The sequence below is a fragment of the Comamonas sp. C11 genome, assembly GCF_024496285.1.
In the GTDB taxonomy this organism is placed as follows: Bacteria; Pseudomonadota; Gammaproteobacteria; order Burkholderiales; family Burkholderiaceae_C; genus Comamonas; species Comamonas testosteroni_F.
Genome location: NZ_CP101743.1, coordinates 1,894,487 through 1,919,215, shown reverse-complemented (window position 1 = coordinate 1,919,215; position 24,729 = coordinate 1,894,487). Strand labels below are relative to the sequence as shown.

21 protein-coding genes, 1 tRNA gene and 3 pseudogenes are annotated in these 24,729 nt (G+C 59.8%); 12 read left to right on the top strand and 13 right to left on the bottom strand.

All coding sequences use genetic code 11. The annotated features are described in order from the left end of the window. From NOX35_RS08825 to NOX35_RS08810, 4 genes are read left to right on the top strand one after another with little or no spacing between them, the layout of a single operon-like run. Entirely contained in the window at positions 1-1,407 is a 1,407-nt protein-coding gene (locus tag NOX35_RS08825; RefSeq protein ID WP_182286377.1) for a multicopper oxidase family protein, read from the top strand. Positions 1,408-1,422: 15 nt separating this feature from the next. After that, positions 1,423-1,905, top strand: a complete 483-nt coding sequence (locus NOX35_RS08820; RefSeq protein ID WP_256496368.1) for a plastocyanin/azurin family copper-binding protein — start codon at positions 1,423-1,425, stop codon at positions 1,903-1,905. A 19-nt stretch (positions 1,906-1,924) separates the two neighbouring features. After that, positions 1,925-2,413, top strand: coding sequence for a DUF411 domain-containing protein (locus NOX35_RS08815; protein ID WP_256496367.1), 489 nt, complete (start codon positions 1,925-1,927; stop codon positions 2,411-2,413). Between the two features lie 24 nt (positions 2,414-2,437). After that, the gene (locus NOX35_RS08810; RefSeq protein ID WP_256496366.1) at positions 2,438-2,806 is read left to right on the top strand and encodes a copper-binding protein; all 369 of its coding nucleotides are present in this window, start codon (positions 2,438-2,440) and stop codon (positions 2,804-2,806) included. Between the two features lie 57 nt (positions 2,807-2,863). On the opposite strand, the gene NOX35_RS08805 is transcribed toward NOX35_RS08810, so the two are convergent. Together NOX35_RS08805 and NOX35_RS08800 are read right to left on the bottom strand one after the other, a co-directional pair. After that, positions 2,864-3,373 (bottom strand): ankyrin repeat domain-containing protein, encoded by a 510-nt coding sequence (locus tag NOX35_RS08805; RefSeq protein ID WP_256496365.1) that lies wholly within the window; start codon positions 3,371-3,373, stop codon positions 2,864-2,866. 1 nt (position 3,374) lies between these two features. Further along, positions 3,375-4,352, bottom strand: a complete 978-nt coding sequence (locus tag NOX35_RS08800) for an SMI1/KNR4 family protein (RefSeq protein ID WP_256496364.1) — start codon at positions 4,350-4,352, stop codon at positions 3,375-3,377. 65 nt (positions 4,353-4,417) lie between these two features. Between NOX35_RS08800 and NOX35_RS08795 the strand changes: the two genes are divergently transcribed. Then, complete coding sequence (locus NOX35_RS08795; protein WP_256496363.1) at positions 4,418-5,620, top strand: leucine-rich repeat-containing protein kinase family protein; 1,203 nt, start codon at positions 4,418-4,420, stop codon at positions 5,618-5,620. Between the two features lie 3 nt (positions 5,621-5,623). On the opposite strand, the gene NOX35_RS08790 is transcribed toward NOX35_RS08795, so the two are convergent. Together NOX35_RS08790 and NOX35_RS08785 are read right to left on the bottom strand one after the other, a co-directional pair. Beyond that, positions 5,624-6,466 carry a MetQ/NlpA family ABC transporter substrate-binding protein gene (locus NOX35_RS08790; RefSeq protein ID WP_256496362.1) on the bottom strand — a complete coding sequence of 281 codons (843 nt, stop codon included), beginning with the start codon at positions 6,464-6,466 and terminating at the stop codon, positions 5,624-5,626. Positions 6,467-6,672: 206 nt separating this feature from the next. Further along, positions 6,673-7,509 carry a MetQ/NlpA family ABC transporter substrate-binding protein gene (locus tag NOX35_RS08785; protein WP_182286369.1) on the bottom strand — a complete coding sequence of 279 codons (837 nt, stop codon included), beginning with the start codon at positions 7,507-7,509 and terminating at the stop codon, positions 6,673-6,675. Positions 7,510-7,671: 162 nt separating this feature from the next. Here NOX35_RS08785 and NOX35_RS08780 point away from each other — a divergent pair, with 162 nt between their 5' ends. Continuing rightward, complete coding sequence (locus tag NOX35_RS08780) at positions 7,672-8,709, top strand: P1 family peptidase (protein ID WP_256496361.1); 1,038 nt, start codon at positions 7,672-7,674, stop codon at positions 8,707-8,709. On the opposite strand, the gene NOX35_RS08775 is transcribed toward NOX35_RS08780, so the two are convergent. Next, a complete protein-coding gene (locus NOX35_RS08775; RefSeq protein ID WP_256496360.1) occupies positions 8,706-11,006 on the bottom strand; it encodes a DUF1631 family protein in 2,301 nt (766 codons plus the stop codon). The genes NOX35_RS08780 and NOX35_RS08775 overlap by 4 nt on opposite strands. 48 nt (positions 11,007-11,054) lie before the next feature. Further along, the gene (ettA, locus tag NOX35_RS08770) at positions 11,055-12,716 is read right to left on the bottom strand and encodes an energy-dependent translational throttle protein EttA (RefSeq protein ID WP_003063408.1); all 1,662 of its coding nucleotides are present in this window, start codon (positions 12,714-12,716) and stop codon (positions 11,055-11,057) included. Positions 12,717-12,980: 264 nt separating this feature from the next. Here ettA and NOX35_RS08765 point away from each other — a divergent pair, with 264 nt between their 5' ends. Beyond that, a complete protein-coding gene (locus NOX35_RS08765; protein WP_256496359.1) occupies positions 12,981-14,819 on the top strand; it encodes a DEAD/DEAH box helicase in 1,839 nt (612 codons plus the stop codon). 213 nt (positions 14,820-15,032) lie between these two features. Further along, complete coding sequence (locus NOX35_RS08760) at positions 15,033-16,769, top strand: M14 family zinc carboxypeptidase (RefSeq protein ID WP_371878539.1); 1,737 nt, start codon at positions 15,033-15,035, stop codon at positions 16,767-16,769. A gap of 109 nt (positions 16,770-16,878) precedes the next feature. Here NOX35_RS08760 and NOX35_RS08755 read toward each other — a convergent pair. Then, a tRNA-Arg gene (locus NOX35_RS08755) sits at positions 16,879-16,955 on the bottom strand. Between the two features lie 133 nt (positions 16,956-17,088). Here NOX35_RS08755 and NOX35_RS08750 point away from each other — a divergent pair. Beyond that, positions 17,089-17,555, top strand: a pseudogene (locus NOX35_RS08750) (thermonuclease family protein). 70 nt (positions 17,556-17,625) lie between these two features. Here NOX35_RS08750 and NOX35_RS08745 read toward each other — a convergent pair. The 5 genes from NOX35_RS08745 to NOX35_RS08725 form a co-directional block, all read right to left on the bottom strand. After that, complete coding sequence (locus tag NOX35_RS08745; protein ID WP_256496357.1) at positions 17,626-18,678, bottom strand: ArsO family NAD(P)H-dependent flavin-containing monooxygenase; 1,053 nt, start codon at positions 18,676-18,678, stop codon at positions 17,626-17,628. A 65-nt stretch (positions 18,679-18,743) separates the two neighbouring features. Then, a complete protein-coding gene (gene arsH / locus NOX35_RS08740) occupies positions 18,744-19,460 on the bottom strand; it encodes an arsenical resistance protein ArsH (RefSeq protein WP_256496356.1) in 717 nt (238 codons plus the stop codon). Further along, the gene (arsC, locus tag NOX35_RS08735) at positions 19,447-19,878 is read right to left on the bottom strand and encodes an arsenate reductase (glutaredoxin) (protein WP_182286363.1); all 432 of its coding nucleotides are present in this window, start codon (positions 19,876-19,878) and stop codon (positions 19,447-19,449) included. Before arsC ends, arsH begins: the two co-directional genes overlap by 14 nt. A gap of 25 nt (positions 19,879-19,903) precedes the next feature. Continuing rightward, complete coding sequence (locus tag NOX35_RS08730) at positions 19,904-21,193, bottom strand: arsenic transporter (RefSeq protein WP_256496355.1); 1,290 nt, start codon at positions 21,191-21,193, stop codon at positions 19,904-19,906. 27 nt (positions 21,194-21,220) lie between these two features. Next, the gene (locus NOX35_RS08725; protein ID WP_182286361.1) at positions 21,221-21,544 is read right to left on the bottom strand and encodes a helix-turn-helix transcriptional regulator; all 324 of its coding nucleotides are present in this window, start codon (positions 21,542-21,544) and stop codon (positions 21,221-21,223) included. Between the two features lie 440 nt (positions 21,545-21,984). On the opposite strand from NOX35_RS08725, the gene NOX35_RS08720 reads away from it, so the two are divergent. Further along, positions 21,985-22,278, top strand: a complete 294-nt coding sequence (locus NOX35_RS08720; RefSeq protein WP_371878525.1) for a hypothetical protein — start codon at positions 21,985-21,987, stop codon at positions 22,276-22,278. A 91-nt stretch (positions 22,279-22,369) separates the two neighbouring features. On the opposite strand, the pseudogene NOX35_RS08715 reads toward NOX35_RS08720, so the two are convergent. Then, a pseudogene (locus tag NOX35_RS08715) lies at positions 22,370-23,082 on the bottom strand (IS5 family transposase). A gap of 90 nt (positions 23,083-23,172) precedes the next feature. Here NOX35_RS08715 and NOX35_RS08710 point away from each other — a divergent pair. Both NOX35_RS08710 and NOX35_RS08705 read left to right on the top strand, forming a co-directional pair. Continuing rightward, positions 23,173-24,341, top strand: a pseudogene (locus tag NOX35_RS08710) (diguanylate cyclase); the annotation flags it as partial. A 109-nt stretch (positions 24,342-24,450) separates the two neighbouring features. Next, on the top strand, positions 24,451-24,705 hold the full coding sequence (locus NOX35_RS08705; RefSeq protein ID WP_182286360.1) for a hypothetical protein: 255 nt from the start codon (positions 24,451-24,453) through the stop codon (positions 24,703-24,705). Positions 24,706-24,729 lie beyond the last annotated feature (24 nt).

Sequence of the window (24,729 nt, the reverse complement as noted above, 5' to 3'; positions counted from 1 at the left end):
ATGCAACGCCGATCCTTTTTCACTGGCGCTGCCACTGCAGTGGCAGCCGCCACAACTTCAATGGCCGTCAGCCGGGTTGCCATGGCTGCCCTGCCCGAGCCCGTCATGCAAGGCAGCGCCGAGACGGCTGCGCCTTTGACGCCGCCCAACGGTCGCCCCTACCAGGGCGTGGTCACGCTCAACGGCTGGACCACGCCCTGGCGCATGAATGCGGGCGTCAAGGAGTTCCACCTCGTGGCCGAGCCCGTGGTGCGCGAGGTGGCGCCCGGCTTTTTCGTCAATATGTGGGGCTACAACGGCCAGTCGCCGGGCCCCACGATCGAGGTGGTGGAAGGCGACAAGGTGCGCATCTTCGTCACCAACCGCCTGCCCGAGAGCACCACCATCCACTGGCATGGCCAGCGTCTGCCCAATGGCATGGACGGTGTGGGCGGCCTGAACCAACCCCATATCCCGCCGGGCAAGACCTTCGTCTACGAGTTCGAGGCACGCCGCCCTGGCACCTTCATGTACCACCCGCATTCGGATGAGATGGTGCAGATGGCCATGGGCATGATGGGCTTGTGGATCACCCACCCCAAGACAGCCCACCCACTGATCGACAAGGTGCAGCGCGACTATGCCTTCCTGCTCAGCGCCTATGCGGTCGAGCCCGGCACCATGACACCGCGTATCAACGAGATGACGGATTTCAATATCTGGACTTTCAACAGCCGCGCTTTCCCCGCCATCAGCCCGCTGGTGGCTCGTCAGGGTGACAAGGTGCGCATCCGCGTGGGCAATCTGACCATGACCAACCACCCCATCCATATCCACGGCCATGAGTTCGAGGTCACGGGCACCGATGGCGGCCCCGTGCCAAAGACCGCCCGCTGGCCCGAAGTGACAACGGATGTGGCCGTGGGCCAGATGCGCCAGGTGGAATTCATTGCCGACGAACCCGGCGACTGGGCTTTCCACTGCCACAAGAGCCACCACACCATGGGCGCCATGGGTCACGACGTGCCCACCATGATCGGCGTGGACCACCGCGGCCTGGTAGGCAAGATCCAGAAGATCGTGCCCGACTACATGCTGATGGGCGAGCGCGGCATGGGCGATATGGGCGCCATGGAAATGCCTCTGCCCGATAACACCTTCCCCATGATGACCGGCCAGGGCCCCTACGGCCCCATCGAAATGGGCGGGATGTTCACCAGCTTCAAGGTGCGCAAAAACCTGGGTGCCAACGACTATGGCGATCCCGGCTGGTACCAGCAGCCCAAGGGCACCCGCGCCTATGAATGGCAAGGCGCACCTTTCGATGCCAATGCCCCCCGTCAAAGCACACCCGGCACCGCGCCCGGTGCCGCCACCGTACGCAAACCCGAAGCCGGCCCCGCCACGGGTGCTCACCCCCAGCACTGACGCAAGGAGACTCCCATGAAAACGATTCATTTCATAGCTGCCTGCGCCTTGGCAGCAAGCGTCACTACAAGTTTTGCGCATGGAAACAACAGCCATGCCAGCGCTCCCGTAATCAAGGAGCAAAAGCCCTGGGGCGTTGCGGCCGAGGCCAGGGAGGCCAAGCGCACCATCACCATCGAGATGACGGACGACATGCGCTTCAGTCCCAGTCATTTCAGCGTGAAAAAGGGAGAAACCCTGCGCCTGCGCGTGGCCAACAAAGGCCTTCTCATGCACGAGATGGTGCTGGGCACCCGGGCATCGCTCGATGAGCACGCGCAGATGATGCTCAAGTACCCTGGCATGGAGCATGCCGAACCCTATATGGCCCATGTGGCCACAGGCCAGACCCAAGACATGGTGTGGAGCTTCAACCGCGCAGGCGAATTCGACTTCGCCTGCCTGATCGCCGGCCACTACCAGGCCGGCATGACGGGGCGTTTCACCGTCACCGAATAACGCAAGAAAGGAATTCCCGATGACAAGCACCAACCGCCGCCACGTTCTCCATCTGCTGGCCGCCGCTGCCGGCATGGCTGCGCTGCCAGCAATGGCGGCTGCTCCCGCCAAGATTGCCATGGAGGTCTGGAAAGACCCGAACTGCGGCTGCTGCAAGGACTGGATTGCCCTGATGGAGCAGGCTGGCTTCGCCGTCAAGGTGCACGACGTGGGCAACAGCGCCGTACGCGCCAAACTGGGCCTGCCTGGCCGCCTGGGTTCCTGCCATACCGCCCTGGTGGGCGGTTATCTGGTCGAAGGCCATGTGCCTGCCGCCGATGTGCACAAGCTGCTGAAGCAAAAACCCAAGGCGCTGGGCATCGCCGTGCCGGGCATGCCCATTGGCAGCCCCGGCATGGACGGCCCCGAGTACGGTGGCCACAAAGACCCCTACGACGTGCTGCTGGTCACCCAAAGCCTGATGCGCAGCGATGTCAGCACTTCCGTCTTCACCAGCTATCGCGGCTGACGACCCTTAATTCAGGAAAACATGATGAAAAACCTCTTTCACACCACTTTGGCGGCCCTGAGCCTTGGCATTGCACTGACTGCTCCGGCTTCAGCACAGGATCACTCGGCGCACGCAGGCCATGGGGCGATGGCCGATGCTTCGGCAGCCACATCGACCGGCCAGGCCGATGTGCTGACCGCCGGTGAAATCACCCGTGTGGACACCCGTACAGGCAAGCTCACGATTCGCCATGAAGAGATCAAGAACCTGGACATGCCTCCCATGACCATGGTGTTTGCGCTGTCAGGCTCTGCACAGTCGGCCTCTTTCAAGGCCGGTGACAAGGTGCTGTTCCATGCTGAGGACAAGGATGGCTCGCTGATCATCACCCGCATCCAGCCAGCGTCCTGATGCAGTCTCGCCGTTGAGGCGATGACGATGCCATGCAAGCATGGCGTCGTCATCCCGTCACCGCCCCGTGGGCGGTACGGCCGCATGACCAGCCACACGCTCCAGCAGATCCCCGGGCACATCACGACCGCTCTGCACCAGCAGGTCAAAGGCATTGCGACCCTGGGCGTCTCTTCGCTGGAGGTCGACCCCGGCCGACCAGAACCAGCGCACCGCCGCCCACGCGCCATGGTCCACGGCCAAAAGATACGGCGTGCGGCCTTCGTCATCCCCGGTCTTGTCGAGATCGGCCCCCGCTTGCCGCAGCACTTGCAGCATCTCTGTGCGCCCGTTGAAGGCCGCCCAGGCGGTGGCGCTCATGCCAGTTGTCAGGCTCACCTGATCCAGCGGGCTGCCTCGCTCCACCAGCCATTGGGCCGCAGCATCGTTACCGCAATTGAGGGCCGTGATCAGCGCATTGAGGCCTGTGCTCTTTTGCACATAGGCAATATCATCACCGTCCTGCAGGCGCAGCTCCAGCGCAGCAATATCGCCTTTTTCAGCGGCCTTGAGCAGTTTCATGCTCATCTCAGTACATCCATTTCCTGATCAGCGCCCGCCCAAAGCGCTCGCCCAGCAACACCTCGGCCTGTTCATCACCATCACCCCGCCCCTGGGCCACGGCGTGACTGCGGCATAGCGACATCAAGGCCAGCGCGTCCAGATAGTCGCCCACATCGTCGAACATGCGGGTCAGCAAGGGACTGCTGTCATGGTCCAGATACCAGACCGAGCCATCGCGGCGGTCAAAGCACCAGAGATTGCCATTGCCCAGGTAGTCCCCGAACACCACCAACTCATTCAACTGCGCCTTCAAGGCCTGAGCCTGTTGCGGCGTACTCATTTCCACAATATCGACGATGCCCGGGAACACGACTTGCACCGGACCGATGGCATCCATGTCTGCATCCGGCGCCAGTAGATCAAAGCGCGGACTTAGCAAACGCTCGGCCCAGTCCAGCACACCCAGCTGCAAAAGATAGTCACGCAAGGGCTCGGGTAGATTGCAACCCAGGCGCCATTCGCACAGGCGCAGCTCGGCCCGGCCGAAGGGCTTGGCTTGAGCAGGCTCCTCGTCCATCCAGGCATGGGCTTGCAAGCCTTGATGCCAATAGGCCAGCCGCTGATCGAACGAAGCATCGGCGGGCGGCCAATACGGCTCGGGCACCTCGGCCTCATCCCACACATCATGGTTTTCTACAAAGCGCTGGCTGCGCTCGAACTCGGCCTGCAGAAAACGAGACCATGCCACCGCGTCCGATGGTGAAGGCCAGTGCATCTGAGCGAGCACCGCCACCGGCATCCAGGGCCTATGGCCCATGCGCGGTACCTCATTTGCATCGCGCACCACAAAGCGCAAAGCAGGCCGAGCCAGCAGATCTGCAGGCGGGGGCCGATGTGGCGCATCGAGCTGGGCAACGGCATCGGCGGGCAGATCCACCCAGCCGCTCACCGTCAGTTCAGGCAATACCTGCACCAGCGTAGGCAGGTCTTTGAAGATTTTCATGCAGGCATTCCGTGCATTGTGTGTTTTGGGTGCATGGGGTGCGCAGGGCTTAGACTGCGCGTCCTATGTTGACGCTAGAGCAGTTTCACTCCGGGCTGGCCAATGGCTCACTGGCCCGCGCACACCATATCAGGCTCTGCGATGGGCTGACCGAGTTCCCCGACGCGCTTTATCAGCTGGCCGATACGCTGGAGATCCTCGATCTGTCCGGCAACCAGCTCACCACCTTGCCAGATGCGCTGACGCGCTTTGCGCGGCTGCGCATTCTGTTTGCCTCGAACAATCCGTTCACCGAACTGCCCCGCGTGCTGGGCCATATGCCGCAACTCGAAATGGTGGGCTTCAAGGCCTGCCGTATCGCGCATGTGCCCGAGGACAGCCTGCCGCCGCGCTTGCGCTGGCTGATTCTCACGGACAACCAGGTGCAGCGGCTGCCCGAGTCCATCGGCCAATGCGCGCGCCTGCAAAAGCTCATGCTGTCGTGCAACCGGCTGAGGCAGTTGCCCCAGAGCCTGGAACATTGCCAGGCTCTGGAGTTGCTGCGTATTGCAAGCAACCGTTTCGAAGATGCTCCCGAAGTCATCTTCCGGCTGCCACGCCTGGCATGGCTGGCGCTGGCAGGTAATCCAATGACTCAGAAACAGGAGCTGGATACGCTTTCAGGGCATGGGATTGAGCCCATTTTCTATCAAAGTTTGCAAATCACCGGCAAGCTGGGCGAAGGCGCCAGCGGCCATATCTACCGCGCCAGCCTCAACGGACAGGAACTGGCACTCAAGGTTTTCAAGGCCGCCCAGACCAGCGACGGCACGCCGCAATCCGAGCTGGCAGCCGGCATTGCGGCAGGACAGCACCCTCATCTGCTGACGCCACTGGCGCAGGTTTGGGGCGCTCCTGGCGGACAAATGGCCACGACCCTGCCTCTGCTGGATTCAGCCATGCAGCCGCTGGCCGGGCCGCCAAGCTTCGACAGCTGCACACGTGATGTCTATGACCCCGAACTACGTCTGCAAACCGGCGCAGCCCGCCAATTGCTGCAAGGCATACGCTCTGCCATCACCCATCTGCACGGCCTCGGTCTGCTGCATGGTGATCTGTATGCCCACAATATCCTGTGCAACCTGCAGACCGGGCACGCCGTGCTCAGCGACTTTGGTGCCGCTGCGCTTTTGCAGGGCCTGCCAGAAATGCAGAAAGCGCAGCTGCAGCAGATTGAACTGCGTGCGCTGCGCCATCTGGAGCATGAAGTTCAGACCCATGTCGGCTGAGTCTTACTGCAAGAATGCGGGCTTGGCATAGCCCGCAAACTTGCTGTCCACCACGCTCTTGAACTCGGCGGACTTGTAGGCCGCAGCCAAGTCCTTGGCCCATTGCGCATCCTTGTCCTTGGTCTTGACGGCCACGATGTTCAGATAATGCTCGGGCGTCTTTTCCAGCAGCACCGAATCCGAGAGCTTCATGCCCGAGGAAATCGCAAAGTTGCCGTTGATGATGGCGTACTGCGCATCATCGAGCGCACGCGGCAGATGAGCCGCATCCAGGGGCACGAGCTTGATCTTCTTGGGATTGGAGGCCAGATCCAGCTCGGAGACGCGCAGCGGGTTCACGCCTTCCTTGAGCTTGACCAGCCCCGCCTGCTGCAGCAGCAGAATGCCCCGAGCCAGATTGCTGGCGTCGTTGGGCAGGGCAATGCGATCCCCCTCCTTCAGGTCGGCCAGGCTTTTGCGCTGCTTGCTGTAGACGCCCATGGGCGCAATCGGCCCCTGCACCAGGGCCGTCAGATCCAGCTTGCGGTCACCCTTGAACTGATTGAAATACACCTCGTGCTGGAAGAAGTTGGCATCGAGCGAACCGTCGGCCAAAGCCAGGTTGGGCTGGACATAGTCGTTGAACTCCACCAGGCGAACCTTGTAGCCCTTCTTCTGCAGAATGGGAACGATGCCGTACTGCAGCTGGTCGATGTTGGAGCCGGCCGTGCCGCCGATGACCAGTTGCTTCTTGCCGGCCTCCTGGGCCGTGGCCTGCAGGGCGCCCATGGCCAGGGCGGCTACCGCCAGCAGGGTTGTGGCCAGAAGACGGCGGCGGCGGTGCGCTACAGAAAAAAGAGTGGTCATGCTTTGCTCCTCGTTGATGTACTGTGTTTTGATACCAAAGGTCTGACTCTGCATCCATGCAGAGGCCTTTGCAGTATCCAGACCGGGAGAGCAAATTCCAACCAATAAAAACCCATGCTCTTATTTGCTTTTCATCTAAAACCAGCCAATCCACGGGCATGAAAAAGGGCCGCATCGCGGCCCTTGGCGCCTTCAGTCCAGCCCGATCACTTCAGGAAAGCAGGCTTGGAGTAGCCGGGGAACAGGCTGTCCACCACGGCCTTGAACTCTGGCGAGCGGTAGGCTGCGGACAGATCCTTGGCCCACTGGCTGTTTTCGTTGCCGGTCTTCACGGCCACCACGTTCAGGTACAGATCGGGAGTCTTTTCCAGCACCACGGCTTCGCTCAGCTTCAGGCCCGAAGAGACGGCAAAGTTGCCGTTGACGACCACATAGTCAGCATCTTCCAGCACGCGGGGCAACTGGGCTGCCTCCAGCGCCACAAACTTGAGCTTGTGGGGATTGGCGGCCAGATCCAGCTCGGAGATACGGGCCGGATTCACCCCTTCCTTGACCTTGACGAGGCCGGCCTGCTGCAACACCAGCAATGCACGGGCCAGGTTGCTGGGGTCATTGGGCAGAGCCACTTTGGCACCGCTCTTGATATCGGCCAGAGACTTGTGCTTTTTGCTGTACACGCCCATGGGTGCCACCGGGCCCTGAGCAATCGCAGTCAGCGCCAGCTTGCGATCCGTAGTGAACTGATCGAAATAGGCACGGTGCTGGAAGAAATTGGCATCCAGCGAACCGTCGGACAGCGCCAGATTGGGCTGAACATAGTCATTGAACTCGACCAGCTTGATCTGGTAGCCCTTTTTCTGCAGCTGAGGCACTATGCCTTTTTGCAGCAGGTCATAGTTGGAGCCAGCGGTGGCACCGATCAGCAGATTCTTCTTGGCAGGATCCTGCGCCAGAGCAGGTACACCGGCAGTCGCCAGCAATGCGACTGCGGCAGTGGCCAGAACGGCACGGCGGCTGGCGGCAAAGGAAAAATGGGCAGGCATAGATCACTCCTTGAATTTGATGCGCGTGAGCGGCACGGCGCTCATTTGTTTACCGTGCTGCAACAATGTGAGCAAGTATGAACCTTGCACGGGCAAACCCTAAAGAATAAAAAACCATCTGTTTATCCAGAAAAACATATAAAGAATGCAAGGAGTACTGACATGAGCGCTTTTTCAGCCATTGAGGATCTGCTCGCACACGAAGGCCATATCGGCCGTGTGCAAGGCATCTCCGTCGGCCATTTCAGCGACTCGCGCCGCCCCACAGGCTGCACCGCCGTGATTTGCCCTCAGGGTGCCGTGGGTGGAGTGGATGTGCGCGGCGCAGCCCCTGGCACGCGCGAGACCGACTTGCTGCACCCCAGCAATCTGGTGCAGGAGGTCCACGGCATCCTGCTGGCCGGTGGCAGCGCCTGGGGGCTGGACGCTGCCACAGGGGCCGTGCGCTGGCTGGAAGAACAAGGCGCGGGCCTGAATATAGGTGTGGGCCGCATTCCGCTGGTGCCGGCAGCTGTGCTCTTCGACGTGATGATGGGCGATATGCGCATACGCCCCGATGCTGCGGCCGGCTATGCCGCCTGCCGGAATGCGGGGCTGGACTCAGGCACGGGGCGACCCGCCGAGGGCAGCGTGGGCGCTGGCACCGGCGCCGTGGTGGGCAAGGTCTTCGGCCATGAGCGCGCGATGAAGGGCGGCATAGGCACGGCCAGCTTCACCATCGATGGCGTCACCGTAGGAGCGATCATTGCCTGCAATGCGCTAGGTGATGTATTCAACCCCTTCAATGGCGAGTTGCTGGCCGGGGCACGCACGGCAGACGGCCTGCAATTGCGCGGCACCCGCGATGCCTTGCTGGCGGGCGAGGAGCCCAAGCCGGTTCTGGCCGGCAGCAACACCACGATAGGCGTCGTAGCGACCGACGCCGTCATCACCAAGGCCCAGGCTCATCGCCTGGCCGTGGTGGCCCATGATGGCCTGGCACGTGCCATCAACCCCGTGCATACCATGAGCGATGGCGACAGCCTGTTTGCCCTGGGCACGGGCCGCAGCGGCAAATCGCCGGGAATGATGACGCTGAGCACCTTGGCGGCCGAAGCCGTGGCCATAGCTACTGCGCGCGCCGTCTTGCTCGCCCAATCGGTACGCATCGATGGCCAGATGACGCTGCCCAGCTATCAGGATTTGCGCGCAAGCAGCTAGGCCATCGCCTCAAGTCGCCGCAACTGCCCCTGCGTCAGCAATTTGTCGCGCATGCGGCGCGTCATGGACTGGGTGCTTCCGTCTTCGGCGGTAAACAGAAACAGGCTTTGTTGCGGACTGACCCAGGTCAGCTTGGTTCGCAGTTGCTGGCGCTCGTTGCACAGCTCCACCCAGGTACCCAAAGGCCATTCGACAGCATCCACAGGTCTGCCCTGGCCCATGGCGACTTGCACGGGCATCGGGCTGGAAGCCACGGCTTCAGGCTCGAGCACAGCGGCATCGACCGTCTTCTGCTGCTTTGTCTTGAAGACAGATCCACAAGAATGGTGTGCCGCCTGGGTTTGCGTTTCTCGCGCAACCGTCACCACAGGCACATCTTCGACTCTGTCGGTCAGTACCGGCAAGGTGATATCCAGCCCTGCGCGCACGGTTTCTGAGGCACCATCCAGACCCGTCAGCACGCTGGGCAGCTCACCGAGCACATCCGCCCTGGCAAACTCGTCGGAACCAGACTGTCCCGCAGCCTCGGCCGCATCCAGTACCCGCTGCTGAAGGCTTCCCAACCGGGCCGCCAGTGCGGCGATTTCGACATCCGTGCGGCCCACGCTGCGCAAGCCTCGCGCCAGACGGCGCTGCAACTTGGGTGCCATGGCCACCAGCCGCGTCACATCCTGAGCGGCTTGAGGCGACACGCTCCACAGCAGGCTGGGCACCAGCGCCAGATAGCCACCCGGGTCGCGCTCCTGCCCTGGTTCAGCCCGCTGCTGTGCCTGGGCAATCACACCCGCCCAAGGGCCGGTCACAAAATCCAGAATATCTTCAGGCACACCCTTGGCACTGGGCAAACTGCGAATCATCTGCGCCAGTTGCAGGGCATCGGGCTTGATCTGCTCGATGGCGCCCGCAATCCGATGATCGACCAGCCCCAGCGCTGAGCTCATCAGCCCTTGCCGCGTGGAATGCTCGACTTCGGTATGCGGACTCAGAGCCGCAATGCGGCTCATACGACCTTCCGGCGGCCACTGCTCGCGCACAAATTGCAGTACTCGGGCAAATACATTGGCATTTGCCTGCCCAGCACTGGCCAACTGGTTTGCCGCAGCCTCTGCCACTGTGATGAAGTGGGCAAATCCCAGAGCAGATTCGCTAGCAAACCAGAGGCTACGAGCCGTCAGCTCGTCCAGCAACTGCCGTGCGGGGTGCAAGCGATCTTCAAAGAAAACACCGTCTTGCGCCACCAACTGGCTCAACATGGGTTCAAGCCGCAACAAGACCCGCTGCACCGGCGGCAGCAGGCGGCCGTCGCTGGTCATATGGCTCATCATGCGCTGCAGCGTGCGGATCTGAATCAGAGCACTGGGCGCCTGGCTGGGCTGTGGCGCTTGCAATCCCCTCAGAGCACCGGGTCCCCAGGGTTGCTGCGAAGTCTGCAGCGCATTGGCCGAATAGGAAGTCCAGCCCGGCTCCAGCCCAGAATCTTGCACAGGCGCGATAGAGGCCGGCTCTGTCGCCGGCCAACCCGCCAGCATGGAGTCCGTCAGCGACTGGGGCACGGTGCAGCGCGAATCATCAATCCAGCGCAGATCTGAGGCCAACTCCTGCAATAACCGCAAAGTCAACAGGCATTGAGGCCGGGTGTCGCCGTCCGCACCATAGCGGGCAGGCTGCACGCCATGCTGGCGCAGCAAATTGGCAGCACGGGAATATTCAGAAGCCAGAATCGAGCCCAGCTGCTGCGACATGAATTCATGCCAGCAATCGGCCACTTCCGTGGCGGGCTGAACAGCCGTCAACGACTGGCTCAAAGCGCGTACATAGTTCTCCAGCCGCAGCGGATTGCACTCTGGCCGAGCGGATTCAAGTCCCTGAGCGCCGCTCATCAACGCATCCAGATCGGCCAGCGCCAGCTCGACCTGGGGCTCGACCATCTGCACCATCTTGTGCTCGGCCTTGAGCTGACGGCTGGCCGACTCGGCCATGGCCGCCAATGGCAAAAGCCGGCCAGTGACGGTATCCAGCGTCTGTGCAGAAAAGGAAAAAGGTTGGCGCGCTGACAGTACCAGCGCCTCCAGCAAGTTCTGCGGGAAGCTGCTGATCACCGAAGCCCGGTGCTGCTGCAGGTTATGCAGCGCAGCGCCGAGCACATCGCGCCTTGCAGAGTGGAAACCCGTCGAGAGCGATTGCTCCAACGCATATTCGGTGCGCTGCAACAATCGCAGCGCGAATGCATCAGCGCCACGCACCACCTGGACAAGGCAGGTGCGCAGCACGGAAACGGATGCATGTGCGAGGCTCATAGCCCCTAAGAATACCCGCTCCAGCTAATGCCGGAGACATTTTGATGCTTACTTCAACGCCTTGTAACGCATACGCTTGGGCGCAGCACCTTCTTCACCCAGTCGTTTCTTCTTATCGGCTTCGTACTCCTGGTAGTTGCCGTCAAAGAATACCCACTGGGAATCGCCTTCGGCGGCCAGGATATGCGTGGCAATACGGTCCAGGAACCAGCGGTCATGCGAGATGACCATCACGGTACCGGCATATTCCAGCAGCGCGTCTTCCAGCGCACGCAGGGTTTCCACGTCCAAGTCATTGGAGGGCTCGTCCAACAGCAGCACGTTGCCGCCTTGAATCAGCGTCTTGGCCAGGTGCAGGCGACCGCGCTCACCACCGGAGAGGTTGCCGACCTTCTTTTGCTGGTCTTGGCCGTTGAAGTTGAAGCGGCCCGCGTAAGCGCGCGACGCCATCGTGAACTTGCCCACGGTGATCATGTCCAAACCGCCGGAGATGTCTTCCCACACGGTCTTTTCATTGGCCAGTTCATCACGGTGCTGGTCCACAAAGGCCATCTTCACAGTCTGGCCGATGTCCACCGTACCTGAATCAGGCTGCTCCTTACCCGCGATCAGCTTGAACAGAGTCGACTTACCTGCACCATTCGGTCCGATGATGCCGACGATGGCACCAGCGGGAATGTTCATCGAAAGGTTGTCGATCAGCATGCGGTCGCCAAAGGACTTGGAGACATTGGTGAACTCGATGACCTTGGAGCCCAGTCGCTCGGCCACAGGAATGAAGATTTCCTGTGTTTCATTGCGCTGCTGGTATTCGTAGTCGCTCAGCTCTTCAAAGCGCGCAATACGGGCCTTGGACTTGGCCTGACGACCCTTGGCATTCTGGCGCACCCACTCCAGTTCCTTCTTCAAGGCCTTGGCACGGGCTTCTTCGCCCTTTTGCTCGGCTTCCAGGCGGTTACCCTTCTGGATCAGCCAGTCGGAATAGTTGCCCTTGTAGGGGATGCCATGGCCACGGTCCAGTTCCAGAATCCATTCCGCAGCATTGTCCAGGAAGTAGCGATCGTGGGTAATGGCCACCACGGTGCCGCTGAAGCGGTGCAGGAACTGCTCCAGCCAGTCCACGGACTCGGCGTCCAAGTGGTTGGTCGGCTCGTCCAGCAGCAGCATGTCAGGCTTGGACAGCAGCAGCTTGCACAGGGCAACGCGGCGCTTCTCACCACCGGAGAGCTGACCCACGATAGCGTCCCATGCCGGCAGGCGCAGCGCATCCGCAGCGATTTCCAACTGATGCTCGGAGTCCGTACCCGCAGCAGCGATGATGGCCTCCAGCTCACCTTGCTCGGCAGCCAGGGCGTCAAAGTCCGCATCCTCTTCTGCGTAAGCTGCGTAAACCTCTTCCAGGCGGGCCTTGGCATTGTTCACCTCGGCCATGGCTTCTTCCACAGCCTGGCGCACGGTGTGCTCGGGATTGAGCTGAGGCTCCTGGGGCAGGTAGCCGATGGACAGGCCCTGCATTGGGATGGCTTCGCCCTCATACTCCTTGTCCACACCGGCCATGATCTTCAACAGCGAAGACTTGCCCGAGCCGTTCAGACCCAGCACGCCGATCTTGGCGCCGGGGAAGAAACTCAGGGAAATGCCTTTCAAGATCTGGCGCTTGGGCGGCACCGTCTTGGTCAGCTGATTCATCGAAAAAACGTATTGAGCCATGTCCGAATTGCTTTGAGTTACTTGGATTTATGCAAAAAAGTGTGCCGCTTTACACGGCAATCAAACCATGATTATCGGTGCATGCGACAATACCCCTCGCAACAGGCGTCCAGTTGCCTGCTGCAGCAGCACTTCAGCTGGGGACAAAGGAAGCGTTTCCAAGCTCCCAACACGCAAACTATATCTGCCTACAACTGGCCAGGCACCCCACGGGTGCCATGACAGGCTGATACCCCGCGCCCAGGATTGGCGCAATTGATCACAATGACATTTGAAGAACTGAATCTGGCACCCGCCATTCTGAAGGCCGTAAAAGAACAGGGTTATGAAAGCCCGACTCCCATTCAGGCACAGGCAATTCCTCTGGTTCTTGCCGGGCACGACCTGCTGGCTGGCGCTCAGACCGGCACCGGCAAGACAGCCGCCTTCACGCTGCCCATGCTGCAGCGCCTGGCAAGCGGCACAGCACCCAAGAACAAGTTTGGCGGCAAGGGCATCCGCACGCTGGTGCTGACCCCTACCCGCGAACTGGCGGCCCAGGTGGAAGAAAACCTGCGCAGCTATGCCAAATATCTGGACATTACCTCCACCGTGATTTTTGGCGGTGTCGGTATGAAGCCACAGATCGCCCGCATCGAGAAGGGCGTCGACGTCCTGGTTGCCACGCCCGGTCGTCTGCTGGACCTGGCCGGTCAAGGCTTCATGGACCTGTCCACCGTCGAGATGCTGATCCTGGACGAGGCCGACCGCATGCTGGACATGGGCTTCATCCATGACGTCAAGAAGGTTCTGGCTCTGGTGCCCAAGGACAAACAAAGCCTGCTGTTCTCTGCCACCTTCAGCGATGAAATTCGCGAGCTGGCCAATGGCCTGCTGCGCAACCCCCAATCCATCCAGGTCACACCGCGCAACACCACCGTCCAGCGTATCAAGCAGGTCATCCACCCCGTGGGGCGTGGCAAGAAAAAGCAGGTGCTGCTGCACATCATCCAGGAAAACAACTGGAGTCAGGTGCTGGTGTTCACCCGCACCAAGTTTGGTGCCAACAATGTGGCCGAGTACCTGACCAAGAACGGCGTTTCCGCCATGGCTTTGCACGGCAACAAGAGCCAGAGCGCCCGTACCCAAGCCCTGGAAGGCTTCAAAACGGGCGAGCTGCGCGCGCTGGTGGCAACAGATATCGCGGCACGCGGCATCGACATTGACGAGCTGCCCAACGTGGTGAACTACGAGATCCCCAATATCTCGGAAGACTATGTGCACCGTATCGGCCGAACCGGCCGCGCCGGCCGCGAAGGCAACGCAGTCAGCCTGGTCTGCATGGACGAAGAAGGCTTCATGATGGATATCGAACGCTTTACCAAGCAGGAGATTCCGGTGCAGCCCATCGAAGGCTTTGGTCCTGAGGAAGGCGAAATCGCCGAGCCCATCGCCATGGGCCGACAGACGCTGTGGGGTGGCGCTGGCAAGCCCCCCAGCCGCGATGTGATGCAGGCAGCTGCCAAGGCGGCCCGCCAGGAAATGATGGAGCGTATCCGCTCCAACAAGACGCCCAATGGCGGCCGCGGTGGTCGCCGTCCTGCTGCAGATGCCCAACAAGGCGAAGCAGAAGGTGAAGCACAGCAACGCCCCGCACGCCAGCACAAGCCCCGCAGCAACAGCCGCGTCAACAGCCAGCGCGACCAGGGCCAGCAAGCGGTGGAACGTAGCGAACGCAACCCCGATCGCAGCACCGAGCGCCAAGGCGAGCGCAGTAACTCGTTCGGCCAAAGCGACCGCGCTCCACGCCCGCAAGGCAATAGCGATCAACAGCGAGCCCCCAAGCGCGGCGGTGCCCGCCAGTTCGGTGATCGCGAGCGCGGCAATCGCTACGACGATCAACCCCCCCGTGCCGATGCGCACCTGGGTACACAGCAAGGCCACGCCCGCCACAACGGCGCGCGCGGCAGCAACGGTGGTGGCCAGCCCGACCCCATGCGCACCAGCGTGGACAGCATGGCTGACCGTGGCCGCCGTGGTGGCTTTGGCGGCGGTCGTGGTGGCTTTGGCGGAGGCAATCGCGGCGGCAACCGTGGAGGCTTTGGCGGCGGTTACGGCCGTTAATCCGCTGCGTCTATGGTTGAAGGTGTGAAATCACCTTCAACCCAAACTCCTGAAGGGCTGCAATCTCCAATATTGCAGCCCTTCTGTTTTTTCCAGCTGCAGCATCGCTGCGCGCTGACAGCCGACCGCAAGCCAGCCGACCTAATATGGGTTCCAGATGTGCGAAGCTTGGGCTTTCGCTCTTGGCATGTTCTTTTTATCTGCGTTGAACTTATGACATTTCTTACCAAGCCTGTTTTCTCTCATGCCAAGCGCACGCAGTCCGTCTGGACCCAAAGCATGCTCAAGCTGACGACAGTGGGCTCGGCAGTGCTGTTGACGGCCTGTGCAAATGTGCAACTGCCGCCCTGGGCTGGCATGTCAGGCCCTGCAACGGCCCCAGCCCCCTCCGCAGCAAGCTCTCCTGCTGCCCCCTCGGTGATCAGCCAGGCGGTTGACCCTACGCCACAGCTGACGGCCCTGCCCTATAACCCGGCCATCGAGTCTCGCTTTACCGACCCTACCACTCTTTACGACACTCCAGGTCTGGGCAATGGGCGACAGCATTTCAGCACGCAGACAGAAATTTCTACGTGGTTGCAATCAGTGAGCAGCAAGGCCGGTAACGGCTCGCAACTGTCCACCATTACTATCGGCACCTCTCAAAGAGGACTGCCGATTCAAGCGCTTATTGCGACTCAGGGCCAGAACACCCAGGCAACAACCATCAACAGCAGCGGCAAACCCACCGTGCTCTTGGTCGGCGGCCAACGTGGCGACGAACCTGCCAGCACTGAGGCCCTGTTGGTCGTCGCTCGTGAACTGAGCCAGGGCGGCCTGCTGGCGCCCTTGCTGCAGCAAACCAATATCATCATCGTACCCCGGGCCAATCCTGATGCGGCAGGCACGGCCAGCCACGTCACAGCAGACGGCACAGACCTCGTTCACGATCATCTGCTGTTGAGCACTCCGGAAGCACAGGCCCTCGCCCGCCTGACCCGTAACTACCGGCCTGCAGCTGTGATTGATCTACGTGAATTTGCAGCAGCTGGCACGTTGCTGCAGAAATTTCAGGCCGTGCAGCGCTACGACGTGCTACTGCAACCCGCTGCCACGGCCAATGCACACGAATTTGTCAACAAGGCAGCGCGAGAGTGGTTCAGTCAACCCATACGCAATGCGCTCAAGCAGGCAGAGCTCAGCAATGAATGGTTTTTCCAGCCCAGTGCTCAGCCTGAGGACAAATCAATGTCCATGGCCGGTTTGGCTGCCGACACTCTGGCCAACACCAGCAGCCTCAAAAACTCTGTCGCTCTGCTGATAGCCAGCCGCGGCTCCGATCTGGGGCGCCTGCACATTCAGCGCCGCGTGCACAGCCTGGTCACTGCGGCAACGGCAGCACTGCGAGCCACGGCCGAGAAATCAAAAAACCTGAAGCAGGTCGAATCCTTTGTGTCACGCGACATTTCCGCGCTCGCTTGCCGCAACACCCTGACCATCCAGGCCAAACAAACACCTGAGCAGCGCACCATCCGCATGCTGCAGGCCGAATCCGGACAGGAAATCGAAGCCCGTGTAGACTGGAATTCATCGCTGAACATAAAGCCCGAACAAAGCCGCCCCCGCCCATGCGGTTACTGGCTGTCGGCTGACTCCGGGCGAGCCGTCGACCGTTTGCGCCTGCAGGGAGTGCAAGTCATGCAGATTGCAGAATCTGGTCAGATGCTGGCAGAAAACTACACCCCATCCCGTACCGGCAGCAACACCCCTGTGCTGACGCGTGGCGCCATTGAAGCGCCGATGGGCAGCTACTACATCACCCTCAACCAGGCAAAAGCGCATTTGGCGACGGCAGCCCTTGAGCCTGACACACCCTTCAGCTATGTAAGCAAAAGCCTGATTACTGCCCCTACGGACATTGCACGCGTCGTCGCCGCACCATCGGTCGTTTTTGAAGAAGAGATGGAATGAAAATATAGAGGCAAGATCGCAGAGCCTTAAATGCACTCTGCGGCACACTGTTGATGCAGAAACAAAAAGCCCATTCATGCAATTGCACGAATGGGCTTTTTTCTTCGCTTGGCCTGCCCGACAGGGATCGAACCTGTGACCCACAGCTTAGAAGGCTGTTGCTCTATCCAACTGAGCTACGGGCAGATGATTGATTTCACTAGGTTTTTTCGGTATAGCCACAACCTAGATTTGCGGAGCGCTCCGCATCGGCCATTCCTCGTTCGATATGACCGGTCGGTATTATGCACTGGATAACAACCCTCTCCACCTTTGCCCCATGCTCGCCTCAGCCCTCATCTGCCTGGTTGTCGGCATCTTCGACGGTGACGCCCTGACAGCCCGATGCGGCGAGCCAGGGCAATACGAACAGGTCAAGGTGAGACTGCAGGGCATCGACGCCCCTGAGCGCAAGCAGCCGTTCGGGATCGCGCCCGGCAAGTGCTGGCCGAGCCAACCTTCCAGAAAGAGGCTGGGCTGCGCTGCACCAAGACAGACAGGTACCAGCGACAGGTGTGCTCTGTCTGGGTGACGCCTGCATCGGCCCCCAGCGGGCCGCACACGCTCGATGCCGGCTTGGCGATGATCAGGCAAGGGATGGCCTGGTGGTATCGCGCCTACACCCGAGAGCAGTCACCACAGGAGCGCGGGCACTATGAGTTTGCAGAGTAAGAGGCCAAGGCTCGAAAAGCTGGACTTTGGCGAGATCCCGAACCCATCGCGCCATGGGATTGGCGTAAAGCTTGACGCGAGCCTCGGCAAAATCTAAGTCCCTGTAGACCCTCAGCAGACCTTTAGATCCAGGGACAGCGGTCATTCAATCGGATAGGTACTGAGCAATTTCGCTTGCTGTGCTACGAGCTGTGCGCATGACTCCAATGAGCGTCGCAGACGCTGGCCCCGTCCACTCTCCATAGCCTACCAGCCATAAACCAGGGACTCCACGCACCTGTGTGCCATCTACCGCGACTCTGAATTCGTTGACAACGCCAAGAGTCTCCAGAGGCTGCAACGCTGGCCTGAAGCCTGTACACCAGATGATCGCATCGAAGGGCTTGGTACTTCCGTCTCCCCATTGAGCCCCGTCCGCCGTGAGCTTTTCAAATGAGCCGACAGAATGCAGCACGCCGCGCTGGCGTGCATCAAGGACAGGGGGGACCATCACGATATCGCCAAAGCCACCTGGCAGGTTCTCTGGATCTTTACCCTCCTGCAGGGCCTGCCAGCGTGCGGTGGCCCTCTCGAAAAGCACTCGCCCATCGACCTCATCCGGCAGAAAGGCCGGTGGCTCCAACGTGACCCAGGTCGTGGACTCCGCGACATGCGAGACCTCCGCCAGGATCTGAGCGCCGGAGTTTCCTCCACCGACCACCATCACCCTCTTGCCTTTGAACGGTTCAGGAGACACGTACTGAGCCGAGTGCAACTGTTGTCCCTTGAAGGACGTCAAACCCTCAGCGTTGGGGACAAAGGGATTTCGCCATGTTCCCGTGGCCAATACAACTGCACGCGAATGCCAGGTTCTCGCTCCAGCATTGACCTGGAAACCTTGCTCAGTGGTTTCAATACCCGTAACACGAACCGGCCTCTCGATCTTGAGTTCATAGCGTTTTTCGTACTTGCGAAGATAATCGACCACATGGTCACGACCTGGATACTGCTCACCTGAGGCAGGCATCGGCCATCCCGCGATGGAACTCCACGAGGCGGGAGAAAAAAGCCTCAGCGAATCCCATCCATGCTGCCAGGCTCCACCACCAGCCTCCTCGGCATCCAGCACTAACACTGACAGATTGGTTCGGCGCAGGAAATACGCCACCGATAGGCCTGCCTGACCCGCTCCAACAATGATGACGTCATGGAAAGACATGGATTACTTCCTATCACCGCCACTTCCGCCGCCCCTGCACTAGCAATAAGTGCTTTGTGGATCGCTTAAATGCTGCGTTGATTGACCCGTTTGGACAGTTCTTCGGCGCTTTCACGGCGCTCGCTGTAGCGATCCACCAGGTAGTCCGAACAGTCTCGCGTCAGCAGCGTGAACTTGACCAGCTCTTCCATCACATCCACCACCCTCTCGTAATACGAAGATGGCTTCATCCGGCCAGCCTCGTCGAACTCGGCAAATGCCTTGGCAACGGACGACTGATTGGGGATGGTGATCATGCGCATCCAGCGGCCCAGTACGCGCATCTGGTTGACCGCATTGAAGGACTGCGAGCCCCCCGAGACTTGCATCACTGCGAGTGTCTTGCCTTGTGTCGGCCGCACAGCTCCGACAGACAAAGGAATCCAGTCAATCTGCGCTTTGAGAACGCTGGTCATGGCACCGTGACGCTCCGGAGAGGTCCACACCATACCCTCCGCCCACTGGGCCAGCTCGCGCAGCTCCCTGACCTTCGGGTGATCGTCAGGGGCACCATCGGGTTGCGGCAGGCCACGCGGATCGAAAATCCTGGTCTCGGCCCCCATCTTGCGCAGCAGTCGCGCCGCCTCTTCGGTCAGCAGCCGGCTATAGGAGCGGTCGCGAACCGAGCCATACAGCAGCAGAATGCGCGGCGCGTGCGTCGCACGCTGTGCGGGCAAAAGGCCTTCCAGGCTGGGCATCTCAAAGACTTGTTCGTCGAGGTTCGGTAGATCAGAGCTTGCCAATTCGGTTTCCTTTCGAGTCAATAACGGCTTCGCCGTCCTCCTTGGAAAAGGCGGCCTGTTGAGGCTGCGGCAGGATGTCCAGCACGGCTTCCGAGGGACGGCACAAGCGGGTTCCCAGAGGGGTGACCACTATCGGCCTATTAATCAGGATGGGGTGCTGGAGCATGAAATCAATCAATTGCTCGTCCGTCCATTCCGGCTCGCCCAAGCCAAGTTCGTCATAGGGTGTACCTTTTTGACGCAACACGTCGCGCACTGGCATGTCCATGGCTTGGATCAGGCCCACCAGGGTGGCGCGATCAGGTGGCGTCTTGAGGTATTCGATGACCGTGGGCTCCGCCCCGCTGTTGCGGATCAGGGCCAGGACATTGCGGGAGGTACCGCAAGCAGGGTTGTGGTAAATCGTGATGTCGCTCATAGCGCTAGAGTTCCGTTGCAAAGATTCATGACGCCACGCTGAGCCGAAAGGCCAGGGCGGAAAGGGTGATTAGCAGCACGGGCAGAGTCAGTACCGCGCCGACTTTGAGGTAGTAGCCCCAACCAATCGTTGTGCCTTTCTTGCCCAGCACATGCAGCCACAGCAAGGTGGCCAAGCTGCCAATCGGCGTGATCTTGGGACCCAGATCGCAGCCGATCACATTGGCGTACACCATGGCCTCCTTGACAGCGCCGCTGGCTGTGGACGCATCGATGGACAGGGCCCCGATCAAGACCGTGGGCATGTTGTTCATGATCGAGGACAGCACCGCAGACAACACGCCGGTGCCCAGCGATGCGGTCCACACGCCACCGGCTGCAAACTGATTCAGCAACACAGCGATGTAATCCGTGAGGCCCGCGTTGCGCAATCCATAGACCACCAGATACATACCCAGCGAGAACACCACGATCTGCCAAGGAGCGCCATGGAGCACCTTCCTGATGCTGATGACATGACCACGCGCGGCCACAGCCAGCAAGATCGCTGCCCCCATGGTCGCCACGGCACTGACGGGCACGCCCAGGGGCTCCAGAACAAAAAAGCCAATCAGAAGCAAGACCAACACGACCCAGCCAGCCCGGAACGTGGCCCGGTCTTTGATTGCAGCCGATGGCTGCTTCAGCTGGGCCACGTCGTAGGAAGCAGGAATATCGCGCCGGAAAAGCAGCAGCAGAACCCCGAGGCTGGCCAGAACGGAGGCAAAGTTGACCGGCACCATCACGGACGCATAGTCGTTGAAGCCAATCTTGAAAAAGTCGGCGGACACGATATTCACCAGGTTGGAGACGATCAGCGGCAAGCTCGCAGTGTCGGCAATAAACCCGGCGGCCATGACAAACGCCAGTGTTGCCGCCGGAGAAAAGCCCAGCGCTACCAGCATGGCCATCACGATTGGCGTGAGAATCAGGGCCGCTCCGTCATTGGCAAAGAGGGCTGATACGGCGGCACCCAGCAGCACAATGAACGCAAACAGCTTGACGCCGCTGCCACCACCCCAGCGGGCAAAGTGCAATGCGGCCCACTCGAAGAAACCGGCCTCATCCAGCAAAAGGCTGGTGATGATGATGGCGACAAAGGTCGCCGTGGCATTCCAGACAATATGCCAGACCACCGGAATATCAGCGAAGTGCACGACCCCCAGCAGCAGCGCGATACCGGCCCCGATAGAGGCACTCCAGCCAATGCCAAGGCCGCGCGGTTGCCAGATGACCAGCGTCAGTGTGAAGATGAAAATCAGAATGGCCGTCAACATGGTGAACTGTTCCTAGCAACGAGCGCTTCAGCACTGGCACAAAGCCACGGCGTCTGGAGTGCAGGCAGCTCCCTGGCAGCAGTTCTCGGTGAGATATGCGAGCAGACCATTCATGACGGGAAATGCAGCACGATATAGCACATTTCGGCCCTGCCGCTCTTGACTCACGAGTTCGGCATGGAACAGTTCCTTTAGGTGAAACGACAGTGCATTGGGGGCAATACCCAGCTGCTGCGCCAATGCACTGGGAGTCAGGCCTTCAGGTCCTGCAACCACCAACGCACGAAAAACGCGCAGGCGTGCTTCATGGGCCAAAGCTGAGAGGGAACGGATAACTTGGGCTTCTTGCATTTATCGATAATACAATAAATATTGAATTATTGTGTGATTGAGATGCTGGATCAGGATTGCTGTCGGGACACGGGATGACCGCTTAACGGATGCAGGTCAAATGGCTGCTTCTGGCCACTAGCGGTCAGCACACAAAAGCCTCGCAAGGCGGGGGCTTTCACGCACGTGCAATCGGCATCTCATCCAGCTTGGCGGCACGCGATTGATACGGGTCGGGCCGCTTGGCCAGTGATACCTGGGGCTGTGTAAAAGCTTCTCGGCTTTTCCAGTTAAGAGCATGCTCTGTAGCCAGCAACTATGGTTCATGTGTATGCTGGCGCGTCAGGCCATAAAGAGAACGCATAAGACGAATTCGCAAGCAGCTGGGACAGCCTAATGAATGCATGCAGCTTGGCTACGCCGCTGACTTCTTGAACGAAGACATGTAACTGGGGGGAGCCGTGGAAGACCACAATGATAAAAATTGGCTTCGCTGGTTTTCTTTCAAGCAAGGGCTCAATGGGTCCGCTGCGCCCTATGTCATGGCCATCGCCGGTGTAGTGATCGCACTGTCGATGGTGGTTATCTGCGTTGTGGTCCTGTACCAGGGCCGGCTGGATGCAGCAGGCAGGACGACCGATGGCTTACGCAATGTCGCCACAATGGCAGAGCACGACATTGAACGCAATTTCGAGCTTTACGCTCTGCTCTGTCCTTGCAAGCCGCGGTTGACGGGATCAGTGACCATGAAGTGATGACGGCATCAGACCGGCTCCGGAACATTGCCCTGTTCGACCGATCCGCGACTGCCTCCTATCTTGGCTCCATGCTAGGACGTGTTGAGATTTAACGTGAATTGATCACAGCCGATGCCAGCGTGATGACAGCAGCGAAGCTGCTGTCTGTCTTGTCGCTGCGCATTGCAATGCGCTTGAACTCCTTGAGCTTGCAAAAGAAGTTCTCGATCAAGTGCCGCCACTTGTAGACCTCTATATCAATCTGCAAGGGCGCTCGACGATTGGCCTTTTGTGCAATCACCACTTGGCAACCCTGTGCCAGCAAGTGTTGCTTCAGCCAGTCTGCGTCAAACGCTTTGTCGGCCAGCAATGTCCGCAGGTCTATGCCTTCGAGCAGCTGTTCTACACCTTGAAGATCATGCCGTTGGCCTGGCAGCAACACAAATCGGATCAAGTTTCCAAGGGCATCCGTCAGCGCCAATATCTTGGTGGTCAAACCACCTCGACTGCGACCTATGGCCTGGCTCGCAGACCCCCTTTTGCACCCTGTCCATGCCTGTGCACTCGCACAATCGTTGCATCCACCATCACGTATTCCATGTCCGGTTGATCGCTGACCGCGTCAAACAGCTTTTGAAAGACATCAGCTTTGACCCAGTCGCGAAACCGTTTGAAGACGGTGTTCCACTTGCCAAATTCAGGCGGCAGATCTCGCCAAGGGCTACCTGTACGCGCAACCCAAAGCACTGCTTCCAAGAACAGTCGATTGTTGGAGCCACTGCGTCCTCGATCCCCAATCTTCCCTAAACACAATGGGCTCATACGAGCCCATTGTTCATCTGTCAAAACGTATCGCATCACAGCGCGATTGTGACGCCACCCCGGAAGGTAAAAATCAAATCTCAACAGACCCTAGTGTTGAATGCCGAGGGGGATATCATCCTTGATGCCGCGGGCGGGGTGCCCAGGGTCGGTAACTTTGCAGATCGCGAATATTTCAAGGTGCACCAGGCAAGCCCGAATGTCGGCTTGTATGTCGGCCATCCTTATGCGTCGAGACTGCGCAATGGTTCTCTCAGCATTCCGCTGACCCGCCGTATTTCACATGCCGACGGCTCTTTTGCCGGCGTGGTGCTGCTTGCTATTCAACTGGACTATTTCCGGAAACTGTTTTCGACACTTTCCTTAGGCAACCATGGTGCGATGGTGTTGATGCAGCGTGACGGCACCTTGATCATGCGCCAGCCTTATGACGAGAAAGTCATCGGGCGGAACGTCAGCAACGCCAGCACCTTCAAGAAGCATCGCCTAAAGACGGAAGGTAGCTTTACAGACGTTTCAGTGATCGATGGAGTGCAGCGGCTGTACTACTTCAAGAACTTGTCGAAGCTACCGCTCACCATCATCGTGGCAGAAGCCTATTCCGATATCTATGCGGCATGGTGGCATCGCGCCCTGACCATCGCCGCTGTCATAGGGATGCTCGCTGCCGCTTTTATTGGATTGTCGTTTGCTTTCAGGCTCCAATTGAGGCACCGTATGCGTGCGGAATCGGAGCTGGCCATGCTGGCACGAACTGATGGTCTGACGGGCCTGCATAACCGCCGCACGCTGGGTGAAATCCTGGACCAGGAATGGCGACGGGCCAGGCGAAACAGCAGCATGTTTTCGCTGCTGTTTGTCGATATCGATCGGTTCAAAGCTTACAACGACACCTACGGGCATCAGGCGGGTGATGATGCGCTCGCGGCTGTTGCGAAGTGCATTGGTGACAATATCCGCCGCCCTCTAGATCATGCCGCGCGCTACGGGGGGAGGAATTCATTGTGGTCCTCCCGAACACTTCGCCAGAAGGGGCGGCCTCGGTTGCAGAGAGTATTCGTTCGGCGATTTCTGACCTGGGGATTGAGCATTCAGGTAGTGAGTTTGGCCATGTCACGGCCAGCATCGGGGCCGCAACCTGGACCCCAGAGGAAGACAGTGAAGTGTCAGCGGTCATCCGCGTGGCGGATGAGGCCCTGTACGCAGCCAAGGCTACGGGGCGTAACAAGGTGGAGCTGTCGCCGGTGCATGCAGCCTAGCTGAGTTGATTTTTCTACTTTCGTATGCCGGATCGTTCATCAAGGGCTGCTTATGGCCGTTCCCAGTCATAGGTCTCAGTGCATCACCCGGCTCTGAGACAATCGCACCATGACCGATGAATCCCCTATCCACACAGTCCACAAGCGCGTTTGCCACACGTTCCTGCGGCACTGGAAGGCCCACAACAACGCCTACCCCAAGCTGATCAAGATGACGCCTGAAGAGCTGCGCCAGTTCAACATCGTCAATTCCTTCGGCAAGCCCAATGAGCTGTGGGGCGTCCCAATAGAAATCGACCCCAACACCACGGGCGTGATGATTGCGATCGATGGGACGGAAATGCATTTGGTTGAAGGCTACTGACGGGCTGGCCGGCAGCCGCCGCTC